Genomic DNA, 17,639 nt, shown 5'->3' on the forward strand with positions numbered 1-17,639 from the left:
AGGAGCGATGCGCACATGAAACGCTTGATGACACGCAGAAACTTGTTGCGCGGCGCGGGCGTCTGCCTGGCGCTGCCGTTTCTCGAGAGCCTCGCGCCGCGCAGCGCGCGCGGCGGTGAGCCCGGCACCCCGAAGCGGTTCGTGCTCTGCACCTTTCCGAACGGGGCGCCCCATCACTGGTGGGAGACGGCCCCGGCGTTCGGAAAGACGCTGAAGGGCGCCGACTTCAAGCTGCCGAGGGTGCTCGAGCACTTCGCGCCGGTGAAGTCGAAGATGCTCATGATCAGCCGCCTCGGCAACTACACGTGGAGCACGGAGCAGCACCCCTACATCGAGCCTTCGCACTCGCGCCTCGGCGCGGCGCTCTCGACCTGCGTGGACGCCGATCAGCTGGGGAGGGAGGCGCGCCGGGACCTCGGCGAGTGGGTGGGGAACGGCGTCTCGGTCGACCAGCTCATCGTCCAGAAGGCAGGCCCGGAGCAGGCAACCCGCATCCCGTCGCTGCAGACGGGGCTCGGCGTCAAGCCCGGCTTCTTCGACCAGCGCAGCTACGCCTACAATCAGGTTCTCTCCTGGAAGAGCCCGAGCGAGCCGCTGAAGCGCTCGGTCAACCCGAAGGCGGTGTTCGACGCGCTCGTCGGCGCGGGCGCGGCGGGGTCCGTGCCAGGGCAGACCGACGAGCAGGCGAGGATCGAGGCGGAGCGCCGCGCGGCGACCGAGAAGAGCGTCATCGACGGCGTGCTCGCGGACGCGAACTCGCTCATGAACCGGGTCGGCTCCGACGATCGCAAGATCGTCCAGCAATACCTGGACTCGCTGCGCGAGATCGAGAAGAACGCGACCCGCGTCCAGTCGACGATGAACCCCTCGATGGGCCTTGGCTGCAGCCCGATCAGCCAGCCCGGCGTGGTCCCCGAGCCGCCGGGCCAGGCGGAGGGGCTCAACGAGAACGACAACACGGGAGCCGGCCCGTACAAGCACGAAGATCACGCGAAGGTCATGATCGACCTCATCGTCATGGCCATTCAATGCGACGTGACGCGCGTGATCACCCACATGCACGACGACATGCGCTCCGAGTTCGAGTACCGGTGCATCCCGGAGGACGTCCGCGCCAAGGTGGGACTCGCGTACAGGAGAGAGGCCAGCCTGCACTACCACTCCTCCCAGCACGCCGCCGGCAACCTGGACCGCGCGACCCAGAACGGCCAGTACAAGATCGTCACGCAGAGCAACCTCGACTACGCGGCGATCAACTGCTGGCTCAACCAGAAGAGCGCGCAGCTCGCGCAGCGGCTCGACGCGATCCCCGAGGGCGACGGCACGGTGCTCGATCACTGCGTCATGGTGCACATGAGCGAGATGCGCTCGCACGACCACGACGGGTACGACCTGCCCATCGTGCTCCTCGGCGGAGACGGCGTCTTCTTGAACGACGCGCACGTCGCCTACGACGCCCTCGGCAACGATCGCCAGCTCCGCGATCTGTGGTTCACCATCATGAACCAGTACTACGGCCTGGGCGTCACGTCGTTCGGCGAGGATCGCCGCGGCGCGAAGAACGCGCTCCTCGAGGAGATCCTGCGGTAGCGCGGTGACTCACGGTGACCCGCGCGGACGGTCATGCGCGCACCGTGCCGGCAGCGCCCGGCCGCCGCGTGGAAAATCTGCAATGTTGATGGCTGGGCCCCAACGTGAGCAAGCCACGACTGCATCAAATCCATCCAACCTGGCTTTCCAGTAGATCGTAGGCCTTCCTCTCGCCTATAAGTTCACCACGCCTCGGACACACGGCGGTTCGCAGGAACACGTTTTGTGGTGCTGGGCGCCGCGCAGGGGCGAGCGTGTGTGAACAAGCTGGCATGAGGGGAGCGCCATGAGCATGGATGGCCGACTCGATCCGAGCGACGCCTCGGCGCTGCGGGAGCGCGTCGTCCGCCTGGAGCAGGAGCTGGCCCAGCGCGAGCGGGAGCTGGCCGAGCACAGGCGGGAGATCCGGGCGCTGCACGAGCGCGAGGCGCAGCTCCTCGAGATCGAGGCGGAGCAGAAGCGGCTCGCCGCCGTGACGGAGAACAGCTCGGATTTCATCGGCATCGCCTCGATGGAAGGGGTCGCCCAGTACCTCAACGAGGCAGGGCGGGAGCTCGTCGGCCTCGAAGCGAGCGAGCTGCCGCGGGTGACGATCGGCAGCTTCTTCTTCCCCGACGACCTCCCCTACATCGAGCAGCACATCATGCCCGCGACGATGGAGCACGGCCGCTGGGTCGGGGAGTTCAGGTTCAGGCACTTCAAGACCGGGGCTGCGATTCCGGTCCTTTACAACTCCTTCCTGATCAGGGACCCGGAGACCGGGGAGCCCATGGCGCTGGCGACCGTGACGGCGGACCTCACCGAGCGCAAGCGCGCCGAGGAGGAGCGCGTCCGCCTGAAGGACGAGATGATCCGGGTCCAGGCCGCCACGCTCCGCGAGCTGTCGACCCCCCTGCTCCGCATCAGCGATCGGGCCGTCATCATGCCGCTCATCGGCGCGGTGGACTCGAGCCGCGCCGCGGCGGTCCTCGAGCGGCTGCTCCAGGGCGTCAGCGCCGAGCAGTCCAGGGTGGTGATCCTCGACATCACGGGCGTATCGAACGTGGACTCCCACGTCGCCGACGCGCTCATCCGGACGGCGAAGGCCGTGCGTCTGCTCGGCGCGCAGATGGTCCTCACCGGCATTCGCCCCGAGGTCGCGCAGATCCTCGTGGCGCTCGGCGTCGATCTGGGCAGCATCGTCACGATGGGCTCGCTCCAGAGCGGCATCGCGTTTGCGTTGAGCCAGCCGCGTTGAGGTCGACGCGCCCGCGTCGGCTGAGCCCACTGGCAACACTGCGTGGGCCTTGGCGATATCGCGTGCGACGCAGCACGCCATCCTGCGCCGCGGGTGACGATTTCTGAAAGGTGAGCGGGAGCTCGATCAACTCCGGGGGCATGAAGACCTGGGCGCGAGGCCTGCCAGGCCGGGCGAGCCTTTCTCGGCTGGCACTTTTTGCTCTGGGCGCAGCCGCGTGGGCGTGTTCCGAGACGCCGCACGACGGCTCCGGGAGCGGCGGAGCTCCCTCGATGGATCCTGTTGGCGCGGGCGGAGCGACGCCGGGCAGCGAGGCGTCGGGCAGCGACGCCTCCTCCGGGGTGACGACGGGACCTGGAGGGGCCGGCGGTGCGCCGAGCCCGGGTGTGGGCGGCGGCGCTGGGACGGGCGGGTCAGGCGCCGTCGAGTTCGGGGCGTTCCCTGGTGCCCAGGGATTCGGTCGGATGGCCACCGGCGCCCGCGGCGGTGACGTCTACCATGTCACCAACCTGAACGATTCGGGACCCGGCTCCCTGCGGGACGCCATCAGCCAGCCGCATCGCACCGTGGTCTTCGACGTCGGCGGCGTCATCAAGATCGACTCCCGCCTTGTGTTCAAGAACAATCAGACGATCGCCGGGCAAACCGCGCCTGGCGGCGGCATCACCATTTACGGGAACGGCACATCGTTCTCGGGCGCCTCGAACACGATCGTTCGCTACGTGCGGTTTCGCATGGGCAAGATCGGCGAGTCCGGCAAGGACACCGTCACCATGGCCAACGGTCACGATGTGATCTGGGACCATTGCTCCCTGAGCTGGGGGCGCGACGGCACCTTCGATCTGAACCGGGAGAGCGGGGCGGAGCTCTACAACATCACGCTGCAAGACGCGATCGTCGCTCAGGGGCTCCAGACCCACAGCACGGGCGGCATCGTCAACACGAGCGCCACGTCGATCATCCGGTCCTTGTACATCGACAACAACTCCCGCAATCCCAAGGCCCGCGGGACGCTGCAGTTCGTCAACAACGTCGTCTACAACTGGGTCGCCTCGGGCTACATCCTGGGCGACACGAGCGGACGCTCGGACGGGGCGATGGTCGGAAACTACCTGATCACCGGCCCGGAGACGAAGGGCGGTACCCTGGACAGCCCCACGCCCGAGTACCACCTCTATGCCGTCGACAACTGGTACGACAGCAACAAGGACGGTGTCCTGAACGGCCGCCTGCTCGGCCAAGGGGACTTCGGCTCGGTGACCTGGGAGGCGGCGCCGAGCGTGGAGGTCCCCGACGTGCCCGCGATGAGCGCAGAGGACGCCTTCGACCACGTGATGAATCACGCCGGGGCGTCTCTCTGGCGCGATCCGGTCGACGATTTCGTGATGGAAGAGCTCGCGTCCCTCGGGACCGACGGCGCCACGATCAGCGACGAGAAGAGCCTCGGCCTCCCCAACGCCGTTGGAGACATCCCGGGGGGCTCTGCGCCCAGGGACACGGATCAGGACGGGATGCCGGATGCGTGGGAGGTCTCCGCGGCGCTCGACCCCGGCGACCCGGAGGATCGCAATGGCGACCGCAACGGCGACGGCTGGACGAACCTCGAGGAGTACATCAACTCCCTCGTCCCGTGACGCCTCGAGGGCGGCGCGCCACGCGTCCTCAGAACGAAACCCCCAGGCTGAGCGTGCCCAGGGCTTGCGCGATGAGCGGAGCGGAGCGCTCCTCCTCGACGGCGATGACGGGACGCGGCAGGAGCGTGAGACAGGTGAGCTCGAGGCCGAGGCTCACGCTCGGATGAAAGAAGTACTGGACGCCGAGCCCCGCGTCCGCGGCGAAGCTGAAGAATTCCTCGCTGCGCCCCACGAGCGGCGGCTCGACATCACCGGTGGCCTGGAGGTGGTAGGCGCCGATCCCGAGGAGCGGCCCCCACTCCCAGTGGAGATCGCCGGCTGCTTGCCCGAGGTTCCAGCTGGCCCGGAGGAGCGCGAGCTCCTGGCGCACCCGGGCGGCGCCGCCTGCTGCACGGAACTCGGCGCCAAAGAGGGGACCTCCCAGGAGCAGGCCGAGACGGAAGCGCTCGTCGAGGCGGGTGTGCGCCCCGATCTGCGCGCCGACGCCGCCGCCCACCGAAGGGGTGAAGAGGACGAGCCCTCCCGTGCGCACGTGAAAGCGGGGCGGCTCCCGGGAGAAGCGGAGCACCTCGGGGGCGGGCGGCTGGGCCTCGACGCCGAGCACATCCCGAGCGGGCGCCTGGCCCGAGCCAAGCTCGAGGAGGCTCGCGCGCAGGAGATCGACGGCGCGCACGGCGAGGAGCATCGGGCCATCGCTGGAGGGATCGATGAGGAGCTTGCGTGTGGTCGTCTTGCCGGTCACGCGGTCCACGATGCACACCTCGGCGGCCGTGCCGCTTCCGTCGCGCCGAAGCGCGACAGCCGCGAAGGCATCGCTCTCCTGCGCCTTTTGCTCGAGCTCCTCGGCTCCGGGCGAGCGCGCAGCGCTCCCGAGCACGATGACCTCGAAGGACTGCAGCTCCAGCTCGGCAGAGAGCCGTCCGAAGGCCTCGAAGAGCGTGGAATCGCGCGGATCCGGTCGGACGACGAGCACGCGCTGCGCCCACGCCGCTCGAGGGCAGACGAGCAGCAGGAGCAGGACGAGGAGCGTTCGTGCCCGCCGGACCATCGATCAGGGCTGAGCGGCGAGCTGTCGAGCCGTCTTGGCGTGGACCCCGCTCGGATAGAGGCGCAGGTATTCTTGCGCCACCGCGCGCGCGGCGGCCGGTCCTTCGAGGCTCTGGACCGTGCGCATCTTTCCCGCGAGCGCTTCGGCGGCAAAGGCGCCGCCCGGCGCCTCGCGAAGCGCCGTCTCGTACCAGGTCCTGGCGCGCGCGGCGGCGCCGCGGCTCTCGTGAAGGCGCCCGAGCAAGAAGGCTGCGCGGCTCCCCGCGGTCGATGCGTAGCGCGCGCGCAGGGCGAGCAGGGCCTGCTCGGCGAGCTCGTTCTGCCCCACGTAGCGGGCGGCGTCGGCCAGGGCGTTCAGATCGGCGGCATCACAGGAGGTGAGGCAGCTCTGCGTGCCCCGCGCCTCGGCCTCCTGGACGACGCGCCGGAACTCGCCCTGGGAAACGAGCTTGCTCCAGGGCGGTCTGGCGCTCGGCGGGGCGACGAGGGGCGCCGGGGTTTCAGCGGCGCTCGGCGCCGGGGGAGCAGCGGACTCCGGCGGCGGCGCCGCGACCTCGGCGTGCTGTCCCTGCGCTGCAGGAGGCGCGGGCCCGGAGCCTTGCGCCGCCGTGTCGGGACCTTGCGCCGCCGTGTCGGCGGCTTGCGCCGCCGTGTCGGGACCTTGCGCCGCCGTGTCGGGGCCTTGCGCCGTCGTGTCGCTGACGTGCAGGGTCCTCGCCTGAGCGTCCCCCACGAAGCGCTGCCCCGCGCGCACGCTCACGACCCCAGAGCCGGAGTAGCCCTCCACCTCGACAGCGCCCTCGCGCAGGATCACCTCGAGCCGCTCGCGATCGGCGTCCCAGAGCAGCTCGAAGCGCGTGCCCACCACGCGGACCACGAAGGGACCCGCCACGAAGCGCCAATCGCTGTGCCCGGTGTGCGTGACCTCGGCTTCGACCCGGCCGCGCTCGACCGAGATGCGGGCGCCGCGCTCGTTCTTGATCTCGTCGATGCGAAGCCGCGCCCCTGCCGCGGCCCGGATCCGCGTCTGATCGGAGAAGGTGATGGCGGCCGGGTGATCGACGGGCGCACGCACATAACCGCTCTCGTTCACGGCGCCCTCGACGACGTAATCGAGACCTCGCTCCGTTCGCCAGAAGAAGAAGACGGCCATCAGCACGCTCGCGGCGAAGGCGAGCGGAGCCACCCAGCGAACGACCACCCGCGCCTTGCTCGCGCGGGCCTGCTCCTCGTCGACGCGGCGCAGGAAGGCGGCGCGCGCCTCGCGGCGCTCCGGCTCGCTCAGCGTGGATTTCGCGCCCAGGGGGGCACGAGCGAGCCGAAGGCGCCGTGCGAGCGGCGCTCGGCCAAGCGCGTGCGGTTTAAACTACAATTGGCTGACGCCCAGAGCGTCACGAAGGCGCACGCCCCCCTTACCCCCCACGATCATTTCGGCTGGTTTCATTTTCAATTGAGCCAGCGGGCGAGCTGCGAGCACGTCGGCACGTGCAGGGTCGTGCCCCGACCCGACCGGGCCAACCTTCCCGGAACGAGGATCAGCGCGCGGCGCAGCCACGGCGTTCGCCAGCTCGCCAGGTGCGGAACGTGCTCCAGCACATAGCGGCGCATCAGGTTGGCCGTCAGCAGCTTCAGCAGCAGCGCGGCATGATTGGCGTTGAAGCAGTGGCTCGGCACGCGACCGCATCCCCACCCGTGCTTGAGCTCGCCAATGAGCGGCTCGATGCCCGCGCGCAGGTCATACCGCGCCGCGACGTCTTCCGGCGCTTCGACCGGCTCGTTGGTCAAAAAGACCTGCACCGTGTAGTCGAGCCCCTCCCAAAGGTTGATCTGCTTGCCATTCTCCCGGTCGCGTGTGCGTACGGCGATGACGCGGACCCCATCGGGCCAATCGCGGCGCCGGAAGAGCACCTCGGTCACCTGCCGTCGAGGACGACCGTCGGCATCTCGGTCGATGGTCCGCCATCCGGTGGCGTACGCGATCCTGCCCACCAGATCGGGGCTCATCCGCGCCTTGGTCAGGAAAAAGCATCCCTTCGCAGCAACGGCGTGCATCAAGGCGCTGCAATCCCCAGCGCCATCGATCCGTACGTAGATGGCTGCACTCGGAGCTGCGGCGCGCGCGCGATCAATGCACTTCTCGACGAAGGGCACATCGGCTTCGCCGAAGCTCGTGTCGCCCGGTCGCAGCTTGGCCCCGACGATGGCGTCAACCTCGGCGATCCGCGCCAGGATCGGATGATAGCTCGGCCGGCCGTGGTAGCGCGGGTTCGGGCCCGGCCGCGCCCCCTCCTGCATTCCGAAGAGCGGCTCCACGGTGGTGTCGACGTCGATATGCACGAATCGGTGCTTTCGGCGAGCAACCAGGGCAAGCCCGTGATCGACGACCATGCTGTGCAGCGCCTCGAGCGCATCGTCGTCGAAGCGGCACAGGTCCCGGTAGACGGTGTCGATGCTCGGGACGACCCCGCCGGCGAGGCGTACGAAGAGCGGATCGACGGCGAGCGCCTCGATGCCGAAGACGCGCTCCTCGCCGGCGAGCGCGCCGTCCATCAGCAGGCGCATCTGCGCGGCCATCGGGTAGATAACCGAGCGACCCGACTTCAGCCGGAAGAACCTGCGGCTCAAGGCCGCGTCGACGCCAAGCTCCCGGATGAAGGCGCCGAATGGGGCAAGCCCTGCGATGCCCGTCAGATTCTTCTCCGTGGGCGCGATGTGAATCATGGCAGGGTTTGGCCGCCGGATTCGCTCCTGGTGCCGCCCGTCGCCTTTCCTCTTGAACCCGAGTTCGCGCCGGCGCACCTTGGAGGTGCTCGGCGTGTGCCTTCGTTTGGTCATAGCAACCCGGACGGGTCGCCACGCCGAGCCTTTCTTTCAAGGCGTTCCTTTTACAGCGCCGGATTTCTCACGCCCCGGATCGGATTTCTGGGCGCGAAATCCACGCTCAGCTGAGCGGCTCTCTGCAGGAGGGCCGCGACGGGATCGAGCTGTCGTTCGGGTTCGCTCATGGCCAAAGTCCTTCACACCGGGACAGGAACTCCTGGAGGGCTGGCTCGCGCGCCTTGAGCAAGAACGCGCGCGCGCTCTCGAGCTCACGGCGCACCGTCGACTCGGACACGCCGAGCGCCGCCGCCGTCTCGAGCATTTCCAGGCCTTGCACGTGGCGCAGCACGAAGGCCATGCGCCGTCGCGTGCTCAGCTTGTCGAGCACACGGTGGAGGGCGCTGAGCACCTCGCGATGCTCGAAGTCGACGCGCGCGAGGGCGCGCTCGGGGAGCTCTCCGCTCGGGGAAAGGCCCACCCAGCGGCGTATCTTGCGCTTCCGGATCTCGAGCGCCGCCTGCCGCGCGGCCATGGACGCGAGATAGCCGCGAAGGGCTCCCCCGTCCTGGATGCGCGCGGCGCCCTGCATCAGGCCCAGGAAGACCTCCTGGACCAGGTCTTCGAGGCTCGTGTCGGGGCCGAGGGCGCCGTAGAGCACACCTCGCACGAGACCCGAATACCTGTCCCAGATGACGGCGAGGGCCTCGCGCTCTCCGGCGGCGGCGCCGGCGACCAGGCTCGCGTCCGACCGCTTGTCGGCGGGGAAGCGGGCCAAGGTGGGTCCGGGCGGCGGGGCGGAGCGCGTGGGTTGAGCCACTCTCTCCTAGTTACTTGGGGGCGTCCCGACCCTCCAGAAAAATTCAGCCGCCGCCAGGACGCTGGATCGGAGCGGGCGACTCGGAGCATTTGGGTTGCGCTCTCGGACATCGCCCCCAAGCTTTGCCCTGTTCGCCATGCGCCTCTCCTGCCGCACCTGGCTCCTCCGAGTCGCCGCGCTCTCGGCCTTGGCCTGGGCGCTCTCCTGTGAGGACCAGCTCATCCAGACGGCCACCCGACCTGCGGGGAACGTGGGTGTCGGCGGCGGCTCTCCTTCCCTCTCGGAGCTCGCCTGCGACGGCGAGCCGCCCGCAGCGGAGCTCCCTCCCGGGGCCGCCTTCGGAGAGGGAGAGGAGCTCGCGAGTTCGCCGCTCGTCGGCACGAGCTACGGCGCGCTCGAGGGCCCCGGCCTCTCCATCACGGCGCGCGATACATTCCGCGTCTATGTGAACGGGGATCTCATCGCCGCGAGCGAGTCGGCGCGCGCTCCGATCTTCGTGCCCCTCTCCTTGCTGCCGGGAGAGAACGTGATCGCCGTGAGCGTTCATGCTGCAGCGGGGACCCCCGCGGCGCTCGTCCACCTCGACGAGCTCGAGCGCAGTTATGGGAGCGGCAGCGATTGGAAGCTGAGCACCGCGCCGGAGGGCGACTGGGCCGCTCCCGGCTACGACGACAGCGGCTGGACGTCGGCGCGCGAGCTGGGGAGCGCTGGAGATCTGCCGGGCTGCGATCCAGAGGCGGCCTTCCCCGCGAGCACGGAGGCTCGCTGGATCGGGCCCGCGCCCGGGACGAGGGGGCCCATCGCCCTCCGGAAGGTGATACGGATCGACGCGATCGGCTTTGGTGAGGGCACCACGGGGGGCGCGGGGGCGACACCCGTGCTGGTCTCCAGCTGGACCGAGCTCGACAGGCTCGCCCGCTCGGACGAGCCGGCCGTGCTCTTGCTTGCCGAAGGCATCCACGATTTCCGCCGCACAGGCTCGGAGGTCGAGGACATCGAGGTCTGTCCAGGCACCTGCTCGGAAGATCCCGAGAAGACGGTCTATCGGGTCCTCACCGGGGATACGACCTGCGAGCGCGCGCTCGTCGGGGCGACGCGGAACGATCGCGTCCTGCACTTCGGCTCCAACAAGACCCTCGTCGGGCTCGGGCGCGGCGCGGCGCTGCCGGGCGTGAGCATGGCCCTCGGCGAGAGCCAGAACGTGATCCTCCGCAACCTCGCCCTCTACGATGTGAACGCGCACCTGCACGAAGCGGGCGACGCGTTCACGCTGACGCAACCTTCCAGGGTCTGGATCGATCACACGACCGCCAGGTGGATCAGCGACGCCTTCGCCGACGTCCTCGCGGGCACGCGCGGGGTCACCTTCTCCTACGCCCACTTCGACGGCAGCAACGACGCCGAGTGCAGCGGCCGCGAGCGCTGGGCCTGCACGATCACCGACGCCGAGGTGACGATGCACCACTGTCGCTTCGATGAAGTGAGCACGCGCGCCCCCCTCGCCACCGGCTCCCTGGCGCGCGTCCACCTCTTCAACAATGTGTTCTCGAACATCTCGGACTGGGCGGTCGGGGCTTCCTGTGAGGGGCAGCTGCTGCTCGAGGCGAGCGTGTTCGAGAACGCCGAGGCAGCGACGCGGCGCTCGGACTGCAGCGACGGGACGGGCCGCGGGCGTCTCCTGGCCGCCCCTGATTCGAACCTCTACCGCGACGAGAGCGACGTTCACTTGGGCGGGAACGGGGAGCCAGCCGATGACGTCTTCGAGCCCCCCTACGACTACGCGCCCGAGCGGGCGAGCGACGCGTTGCCCCACGTGATCTCTCGCGCCGGAGCCGGAGGGCCCTGGGCCCTGCCGCTCGCACGCGAGTAAAGAGGCGGGGCGGGAGCAGGCCGCCCCAGAAAGCGCAGCTCGCTCAGGCACCGCCGCGCGGCGCCGAGAGCGCTCCGCTCCACACCTCGAGCGCGAGGCCCCGAGGGCGGCTCCGCGAGGACCGTCCCTTTTTTGGCGGGTCTGACCTTCGTCGAGCAACTCGCTCTCCTGAGGCGCACGTGATGCGCACCTGTTTCCGTTTCGGAGAACTTTCCTATGCCGCGTCCTCGCTTCTACCTGGCGCTCCCTTCCCTTCTCGCACTCTCTTGCTCCCTCGCGTGTTCGAGCGAGCAGGGCGCCGATGATCCGGCCTCGTCCGCCGGAGGTGGCTCGTCCGCCGCCTCCGGCGGGCAATCGAACGGCACGACGGGCAGCGGCAGCGCGGCGTCGTCCGGCGGCTCGGGAGGCGCTGGCGCCGACGGAGCCGCCGGCGTGGGGACCGGCGGAACCGGCGGCGACGACGGCGGCGGCGGTTCAGGGGAAGGTGGTTCAGGCGGCGGCGGTTCGGGTGAAGGTGGTTCAGGGGACGGTGGCTCGGAGGGCGGCGGTACGTCCGACTGCAACAGCGTGACGGGTGGAGCCCTCATCGAGGTGAACCGCGATGGATCGGGCGATTTCACCTCGGTGCAGGCCGCGATCAACAGCGTCGTTAAATCGAACACGACGCCCACCGTCATTCGCATCGCCCCCGGGACCTACTCCGAGAAGCTCGTCGTCGACCGTCCCCACGTGACGCTCTGCGGCCAGACAGGTCGGGCGGAGACGACGGTGCTCACCTACGGTGACAACGCGAACACCTCGAACGGCGCAGGAGGCACGCTGGGCACGTCGGGGAGCTTCAGCGTCAATATCTCCGCGAGCGACGTCTCCGCCGAGAACATCACCTTCGCCAACAGCACGGGCCCGGGCGTGCAGGCCGTGGCCCTCCTCGTCACCGGCAGCCGCGTGCAGTTCCGCCGCTGCCGGGCCCTCGGTTACCAGGACACCCTCTATGTGAAGGGCGGAACCCAGTACTTCAGGGACTGCACCATCGAGGGCAGCGTCGACTTCATCTTCGGCGGCGCCACCGCCGTGTTCGAGGACTGTACGATGCACAACGCCGCGGGCGGCTCGGCGATCACAGCGCCGAGCACGGACGAATCGACTCCTTTCGGCATCGTGTTCCTGGGAGGACGGGCCACGGCGGCCAGCTCCGTCAGATCCGGCTCGGTCGCCCTGGGTCGCAACTGGCGCCCTTACGGCGCGACCACCTATCTCGGGACCGAGCTCGGCGCGCACATCGCGCCCGTCGGCTGGGTCCGCATGGGCGACAACACGCTCGCGACGGCGCGCTTCGCCGAGCACATGACCACGGGACCCGGCGCGAAGGCGAGCCAGCGAGCCCCCGATTCCAGCCAGCTCAGCGCGGCCGAGGCCGCGCGCTACACGGTCGAGAACATGCTCGCGCCCTGGAAACCCACGTTTGCGGACTGAGAGCGCCGCTCGTCACCCCTCACCCTCATCGCTTGCGACCAAAGAAAGGCCAGGGCGCCATGACGCAGAGCCGCGTCGCCTCCTTCCTCCTTGCTGTCTCTCCTCTCGCCTTCGCCTTTGCCTGCGGGACTTCAGGGCCCGACGGCTCGGGAAACGCTGCCTCGCTGGCAGGAGGAAGCGGGAGCACGAGCGCGACGACGGGAGGTGAAGCAGGCGGAGGCGGCTCGGCGACCGGTGGAAACCTGGGCCCTGATGGCGTGGGTGGCGGCGGCTCGGCGACCGGCTCAGGGGGTTCGGGCGGCGGCGAATCGAGCGCCGGTTCGGGTGGCACGGGCGGCGGTACCGGAGGAGCGGACGGCACGGTCGATAGCGAGGGGTGTCCCCTGACGCTGGAGGGCTTTGCCAGCGTGAGCGGCGAGGGCCAGGACGGGACCTATGGCGGACGAGGCGGCGCGACGGTCACCGTGACGACCCAGGCCGATCTCGAACACTACGCCGGCGCGCCCGAGCCCTATGTGATCCGGATCCAGGGAAAGATCACGATGTCCCCCAAGGGAAAGGAGATCTCGGTCGCATCGAACAAGACCATCGTGGGCGCCGGCGCGACGGCGGAGATCTCCCAGGGTGGGTTCTTCCTGGGAGGCGGAGTGCACAATGTCATCCTGCGGAACCTGACGATCGGCGACACCTTCGTCGAAGGAGACTGGGAAGGAAAGACGCAGGACTTCGACGGGATCCAGATGGACACGGCCCACCACGTCTGGATCGATCACTGCCATCTCCACCACATCGGCGACGGCATGATCGACAGCCGCAAGGACACCTCCTACCTCACCGTGTCCTGGAGCATCTTGAGCGACCACAACAAGGCGTTCGGGATCGGCTGGACGGAGAGCCTGACCGCGCAGATGACCATCCATCACAACTGGTTCCGCGACCTGAACCAGCGCAATCCCAGCACGGACAACGTGCTCCGCGCCCATCTCTATAACAACTGGCTCCAGCGCATCGGCTCCTACGGCAACTACGCGCGCAACCGCACCAACATGGTGCTCGAGAACAGCGTATTCGACACCGTGAAGAGCCCTCATTATTACGACGAGGGCACGCTGGTCGCCGCGGGGAACATCTACCGTTCCACGACGGGGACCAAGGAGTCGACCGGAATCACGTATTCCTTCTTCGATCCGAGCGAATTCTACGAGTACTCCCTCGATCCCGCCGACGAGGTCGAAGCCCTGCTCACCAGGTGCGCAGGCCCGAGATCCGAGCTCGGCCTCTGAGCCGCGGGAGCGCGACGAGGCAGGGGACGATCGAGGCCGCCCGGAGGTGGACGCCGGTGGGGTCGTGTCTCCTGGAGCACCGAGCCGATGAAGCGCCCGCGGGGGCAGCTCGAGGCGCCGGGTTGCGGTAAGGTCGTGGGCCGGGCGCGGGCATGGCGACGCTCGCGGTCGAGCCCGCCATGTCGCCCCGGCAAGAGCACCCCCATGGCCGATTTGAACGATCCCGCGCGCCTCGCCGAGCTGCACCACGTGCTGCTGCGCGACGACGCGGACACCATCCTGGACGCCTGCGTCGAGCGGGCGGCCGAGCTCGCCCGGGCGCCGATGGCGCTCGTGAGCCTGGTGGTCCGACACATCCAGCTGTTCCGCGCGCACCGCGGCCTGCCACCCGAGCTGGGCGTCAGCTGCGCGACCTCACGGAGCAGCTCGTTCTGCCAGCTCGTGGTGCGCCACGAGGAGCCGCTCGTCGTCGAGGACGCCGTTCACGACGAGCGCGTGCCCAAGGAGCTGGTGGAGCGTTACGGCATCCGCGCGTACGCGGGTGTGCCGGTGCGGGTGCGCCGGCATGTGGTCGGTTCGCTCTGCGTGATCGACCTCGTGCCGCGCACCTTCGAGCCGGGCGTCATCGAGGGCCTCAAGCGGCTCGCCGCCGAGGCCGGCGCGCGGATCGAGGCGCTGGAGAGCGACACGCCGCCGCCGAGCCGCACCGCGAGGGAGCGCCTCGCCCGGTTCGGGCAGACCGCGCGTGCGCTGGAGCGCGCGCTCATGGCCATCGCTCCCGTGATCGCCGAGGCGCAGCGCGCGGCGGCGACGCTGCCGGAGGCGCCGCATATCGCGCCGAGCCCGGACGATCTGCGCGCGGCGGTCGACTGCTACCGGGACATGTTCGGTATCGCGGCCGAGCTGGCCGACGACGCCATGGCCCTCTCGCGCTCCGCTCCGGCCGAGGCCGCGTCCGAGCTCGCGCAGGCGACGCGGTCCCTCACGCGGGACATGGTCGAGATCAGCCCGCTCGTCCGGCTCGCCGAGAGCGTGCTCGGGGGCACGCTCGACGAGGGCATCGCCGCGAGGGCCGCGCACGTCGTGCGGGACGCGTTCGCGGCGCACGAGACCGCGACCGCCGCGGTGCGCCGGATCATCACCACCGTCGAGCGGGCGCGGACAGCGGAGGCGTGGTGAAAGGCCGAGCGTACCAGCTGCTCCGCTCCTGTATCGGCGACAAGGACCCTCCGAACGCGCGCGACGCGTTCATCTATGCGCGGGTCATCATGCGCGCGCGGGTCGTGCCCGAGGAGATCACGCCGACGCTCGACGACCCCGACGTCGAGCGCCGGCTGGAAGGCGCGCTGCACGACATCCTCCGACGCGCCTAGAGCGGCGGTCACCCGCTTCGGATACGGGCCCACCTCGACGTTTTCGGTGCTCAGCGCACCGGAGTGCGCTTGCGCGCCGAAAACGCCGATCTGGGCCCGTCTCCTGTGCGGGAGACCGCCGCTCTGCTGTGCATGGTGCAGAGGGGGGCGGAAGAGGGGCCGCCGGTCCCTCGCGCCGGCAGGCTCCGAGAGAGACGCCCACGAGAGGGGTGCAGCGTGGTCCCGCGAGGGAGCGTGCGGATCGCGCATCGTGCAGATCGCGCGTCCAGACGTGCATGGCTCGGTAATTCTCCCACTTTCACCTTCACCCGTCGCGCCGGGCCTGCTATGCAGCGGGTCGCCTTCTTTGCCGATGTCCTTGCTTGACGCCCGCGATAGCGGCCGGGCGCGCCGTTCGAGGCGCCTTCCTTGGAGAATACGATGAGCCATGACTTGACCCCTGGACTGTTCACCGGGCCGAAGTGGACGCGCGGCCTTCTGCAGCTCGCCTTGCCCGCGATGGTGCTGGTCGCGTGCGGAAGCCCGTCGGGAGAATCGACATCAGGGGGCGGCGACGCATCGACCGTGGCGTCGGCGTCGACCTCCTCGAGTGGCGGCGTCGATGCGACGGCGTCGGCCTCCTCGGGCGGCCATGGCGGCTCGGACGGCAACGGCGGCTCAGGCGGCAACGGCGGCTCAGGCGGCAATGGCGGCAACGGCGGCTCGGGCGGCAATGGCGGCTCAGGCGGCCATGGCGGCTCGGGCGGCAACGGCGGCTCGGGCGGCGACGATGCGTCGACCGTGGCCTCCTCGTCGGCCTCCTCGGGCAGCAGCGGCGTGTCGACGTCGACCGTGGCCTCCTCGTCGGCCTCCTCGAGCAGCGCCGGTGGCGCGGGCGGCGGCGATGCCTCGACGTCGGCCGTGGCCTCCTCGTCGGCCTCCTCGAGCGGTGCCGGTGGCGCGGGCGGCGGCGATGCCTCGACGTCGGCCGTGGCCTCCTCGTCGGCCTCCTCGAGCGGTGCCGGCGGCGCGGGCGGCGGCGATGCCTCGACGTCGGCCGTGACCTCCTCGTCGGCCTCCTCGGCCAGCGGCGGCGCGGGTGGCGGCGATGCCTCGACGTCGGCCGTGACCTCCTCGTCGGCCTCCTCGAGCGGCGCCGGCGGCATGGGTGGCGGCGATGCCTCGACGTCGAGCGTGACCACCACCTCAAGCGCCACGAGCTCGACCACCTCGACCGGCACGGGCCCCCTCGCGAGGACGCCGGTGGAGCGGCACGGCCGCCTGAAGGTGATGGGCAACCGCGTCGTCGACGAGCACGGGGAAGAGCTCCAGCTCAAGGGCATGAGCATGTTCTGGAGCGTGTGGGAGGGCGAGAAGTTCTACAACGCGTCCGCCGTCGGCACGCTCGTGAACGACTGGGATGTGACCGTCATCCGCGCCGCGATGACCGCCAACACATCGGGGCTCGGCTACGTCAACAACCCGGACGCGGAGAAGCGGAAGGTCAAGGCGATCGTCGACGCCGCCATCGCGAGGGGCATTTACGTGCTCATCGACTGGCACGATCACGACGCGATCCGGAACAAGGAGGCCGCGAAGCGCTTCTTCCGGGAGATGGCGATCGAGTACGGCGATGAGCCCGCCGTGATCTTCGAGGTGTTCAACGAGCCCGACACCGAGACCTGGGAGCAGGTGAAGTCGTATGCCGAGGAGGTGATCCGGGAGATCCGCGGCGCCGGCTCCGACAACCTGGTGATCGTCGGGTCGCCGAACTGGTCGCAGGACGTGGACGTCGCCTCCAGGAACCCGATCACGAGCTACGACAACATCGCCTACACGCTCCACTTCTATGCCGCGACGCACAAGGATGCGCTGCGCACCAAGGCGAGGACCGCGCTGTCCGCGGGCCTCGCGCTGTTCGTCACCGAGTGGGGCACCTGCGCTTCCAGCGGCAACGGCGCGCTGGATCTCGCCGAGTCGCAGCGGTGGCTCGACTTCATGGCCAGCAACAGCATCAGCTGGCTCAACTGGTCCGTCGTCGATAAGGCCGAGTCCTGCGCCGCGCTCAGGCCCGGAGCGAACGCCGGCGGCCCGTGGTCGGATGGCCAGCTGACCGAGTCGGGGCGGTGGGTGAAGCAGAAGATCCAGGCGCCTTGACGCGGGAGGCCGGCCGAGGGGCGCCGTCGAGGACGGGGGCGCTCCGCCCGGGTCGATCGCGCGGCGACACGTCGCCTCGGGCACGGACAGCGAAGCTCCCGCGGCGCGCTTCCCGTTCCTTCGAGGCCTCCTCGAAGACCAGAGTCTAGCCCTCTCGCCTTCGCCTCGATCACCAGGCGATCCGGGCTCGATCGGCTCACTCCTGCGCTTCCTCATCGACGACATTGCCCGAACTCGGTCGATGAGTCAGGGTTTCGGCGACGCACACGGCCGCGCCTGTTCGGCGCGGTGACGGCGCGATGAAGGGATATGTCCTGTCCCTTCATCCCACTTCGTCCGGTCCTCGACAGAGGCCGTCT

General features: G+C 69.6%; 14 protein-coding genes. 9 read left to right on the forward strand and 5 right to left on the reverse strand.

Annotated features, from left to right (window positions below; genetic code table 11):
• Positions 1-27 precede the first annotated feature (27 nt).
• The 3 genes from WMF14_RS27190 to WMF14_RS27200 all read left to right on the forward strand — a co-directional run bounded on the left by WMF14_RS27190 (position 28) and on the right by WMF14_RS27200 (position 4,461).
• The gene (locus WMF14_RS27190) at positions 28-1,590 is read left to right on the forward strand and encodes a DUF1552 domain-containing protein (protein ID WP_437790687.1); all 1,563 of its coding nucleotides are present in this window, start codon (positions 28-30) and stop codon (positions 1,588-1,590) included.
• Between the two features lie 286 nt (positions 1,591-1,876).
• Positions 1,877-2,827 carry an STAS domain-containing protein gene (locus tag WMF14_RS27195; RefSeq protein ID WP_437790689.1) on the forward strand — a complete coding sequence of 317 codons (951 nt, stop codon included), beginning with the start codon at positions 1,877-1,879 and terminating at the stop codon, positions 2,825-2,827.
• Positions 2,828-3,099: 272 nt separating this feature from the next.
• On the forward strand, positions 3,100-4,461 hold the full coding sequence (locus WMF14_RS27200; RefSeq protein WP_437790691.1) for a pectate lyase family protein: 1,362 nt from the start codon (positions 3,100-3,102) through the stop codon (positions 4,459-4,461).
• Positions 4,462-4,489: 28 nt separating this feature from the next.
• Here WMF14_RS27200 and WMF14_RS27205 read toward each other — a convergent pair whose 3' ends face one another.
• From WMF14_RS27205 to WMF14_RS27220, 4 genes are all read right to left on the reverse strand, one after another.
• Positions 4,490-5,509 carry a hypothetical protein gene (locus tag WMF14_RS27205; RefSeq protein WP_437790693.1) on the reverse strand — a complete coding sequence of 340 codons (1,020 nt, stop codon included), beginning with the start codon at positions 5,507-5,509 and terminating at the stop codon, positions 4,490-4,492.
• A gap of 3 nt (positions 5,510-5,512) precedes the next feature.
• On the reverse strand, positions 5,513-6,709 hold the full coding sequence (locus tag WMF14_RS27210) for a FecR domain-containing protein (RefSeq protein WP_437790695.1): 1,197 nt from the start codon (positions 6,707-6,709) through the stop codon (positions 5,513-5,515).
• Positions 6,710-6,954: 245 nt separating this feature from the next.
• Positions 6,955-8,343 carry an IS1380 family transposase gene (locus tag WMF14_RS27215; protein ID WP_437789980.1) on the reverse strand — a complete coding sequence of 463 codons (1,389 nt, stop codon included), beginning with the start codon at positions 8,341-8,343 and terminating at the stop codon, positions 6,955-6,957.
• A gap of 166 nt (positions 8,344-8,509) precedes the next feature.
• Positions 8,510-9,145 (reverse strand): RNA polymerase sigma factor, encoded by a 636-nt coding sequence (locus WMF14_RS27220; RefSeq protein ID WP_437322914.1) that lies wholly within the window; start codon positions 9,143-9,145, stop codon positions 8,510-8,512.
• Between the two features lie 136 nt (positions 9,146-9,281).
• On the opposite strand from WMF14_RS27220, the gene WMF14_RS27225 reads away from it, so the two are divergent.
• From WMF14_RS27225 to WMF14_RS27245, 5 genes are all read left to right on the forward strand, one after another.
• The gene (locus tag WMF14_RS27225) at positions 9,282-11,015 is read left to right on the forward strand and encodes a hypothetical protein (RefSeq protein WP_437790697.1); all 1,734 of its coding nucleotides are present in this window, start codon (positions 9,282-9,284) and stop codon (positions 11,013-11,015) included.
• Between the two features lie 216 nt (positions 11,016-11,231).
• On the forward strand, positions 11,232-12,488 hold the full coding sequence (locus WMF14_RS27230) for a pectinesterase family protein (protein WP_437790699.1): 1,257 nt from the start codon (positions 11,232-11,234) through the stop codon (positions 12,486-12,488).
• A 59-nt stretch (positions 12,489-12,547) separates the two neighbouring features.
• On the forward strand, positions 12,548-13,771 hold the full coding sequence (locus WMF14_RS27235) for a pectate lyase family protein (protein WP_437790701.1): 1,224 nt from the start codon (positions 12,548-12,550) through the stop codon (positions 13,769-13,771).
• Positions 13,772-13,975: 204 nt separating this feature from the next.
• Positions 13,976-14,950, forward strand: a complete 975-nt coding sequence (locus tag WMF14_RS27240) for a GAF domain-containing protein (RefSeq protein WP_272093811.1) — start codon at positions 13,976-13,978, stop codon at positions 14,948-14,950.
• Positions 14,947-15,144: a hypothetical protein gene (locus WMF14_RS27245; RefSeq protein WP_437790702.1), complete on the forward strand. Its 198-nt coding sequence runs from the start codon at positions 14,947-14,949 to the stop codon at positions 15,142-15,144. The genes WMF14_RS27240 and WMF14_RS27245 overlap by 4 nt, the downstream gene beginning before the upstream one ends.
• Positions 15,145-15,194: 50 nt before the next feature.
• Here WMF14_RS27245 and WMF14_RS27250 read toward each other — a convergent pair whose 3' ends face one another.
• Entirely contained in the window at positions 15,195-16,340 is a 1,146-nt protein-coding gene (locus WMF14_RS27250) for a hypothetical protein (protein ID WP_437790704.1), read from the reverse strand.
• Between WMF14_RS27250 and WMF14_RS27255 the strand changes: the two genes are divergently transcribed.
• Positions 16,318-17,280, forward strand: coding sequence for a glycoside hydrolase family 5 protein (locus WMF14_RS27255; protein ID WP_437790705.1), 963 nt, complete (start codon positions 16,318-16,320; stop codon positions 17,278-17,280). The two genes, WMF14_RS27250 and WMF14_RS27255, sit on opposite strands and share 23 nt — an antisense overlap.
• Positions 17,281-17,639: the final 359 nt, after the last annotated feature.

Origin of the sequence: Sorangium sp. So ce693, assembly GCF_051521375.1 — a bacterium.
Taxonomy (GTDB): Bacteria; Myxococcota_A; Polyangia; order Polyangiales; family Polyangiaceae; genus Sorangium; species Sorangium atrum.

Coding starts and splice junctions, on each gene's coding strand:
- WMF14_RS27190 (WP_437790687.1), top strand. CDS start 28: ATGACACGCAGAAACTTGTTGCGCGGCGCGGGCGTCTGCCTGGCGCTG.
- WMF14_RS27195 (WP_437790689.1), top strand. CDS start 1,877: ATGAGCATGGATGGCCGACTCGATCCGAGCGACGCCTCGGCGCTGCGG.
- WMF14_RS27200 (WP_437790691.1), top strand. CDS start 3,100: ATGGATCCTGTTGGCGCGGGCGGAGCGACGCCGGGCAGCGAGGCGTCG.
- WMF14_RS27205 (WP_437790693.1), bottom strand. CDS start 5,509: ATGGTCCGGCGGGCACGAACGCTCCTCGTCCTGCTCCTGCTGCTCGTC.
- WMF14_RS27215 (WP_437789980.1), bottom strand. CDS start 8,343: ATGACCAAACGAAGGCACACGCCGAGCACCTCCAAGGTGCGCCGGCGC.
- WMF14_RS27225 (WP_437790697.1), top strand. CDS start 9,282: ATGCGCCTCTCCTGCCGCACCTGGCTCCTCCGAGTCGCCGCGCTCTCG.
- WMF14_RS27230 (WP_437790699.1), top strand. CDS start 11,232: ATGCCGCGTCCTCGCTTCTACCTGGCGCTCCCTTCCCTTCTCGCACTC.
- WMF14_RS27235 (WP_437790701.1), top strand. CDS start 12,548: ATGACGCAGAGCCGCGTCGCCTCCTTCCTCCTTGCTGTCTCTCCTCTC.
- WMF14_RS27240 (WP_272093811.1), top strand. CDS start 13,976: ATGGCCGATTTGAACGATCCCGCGCGCCTCGCCGAGCTGCACCACGTG.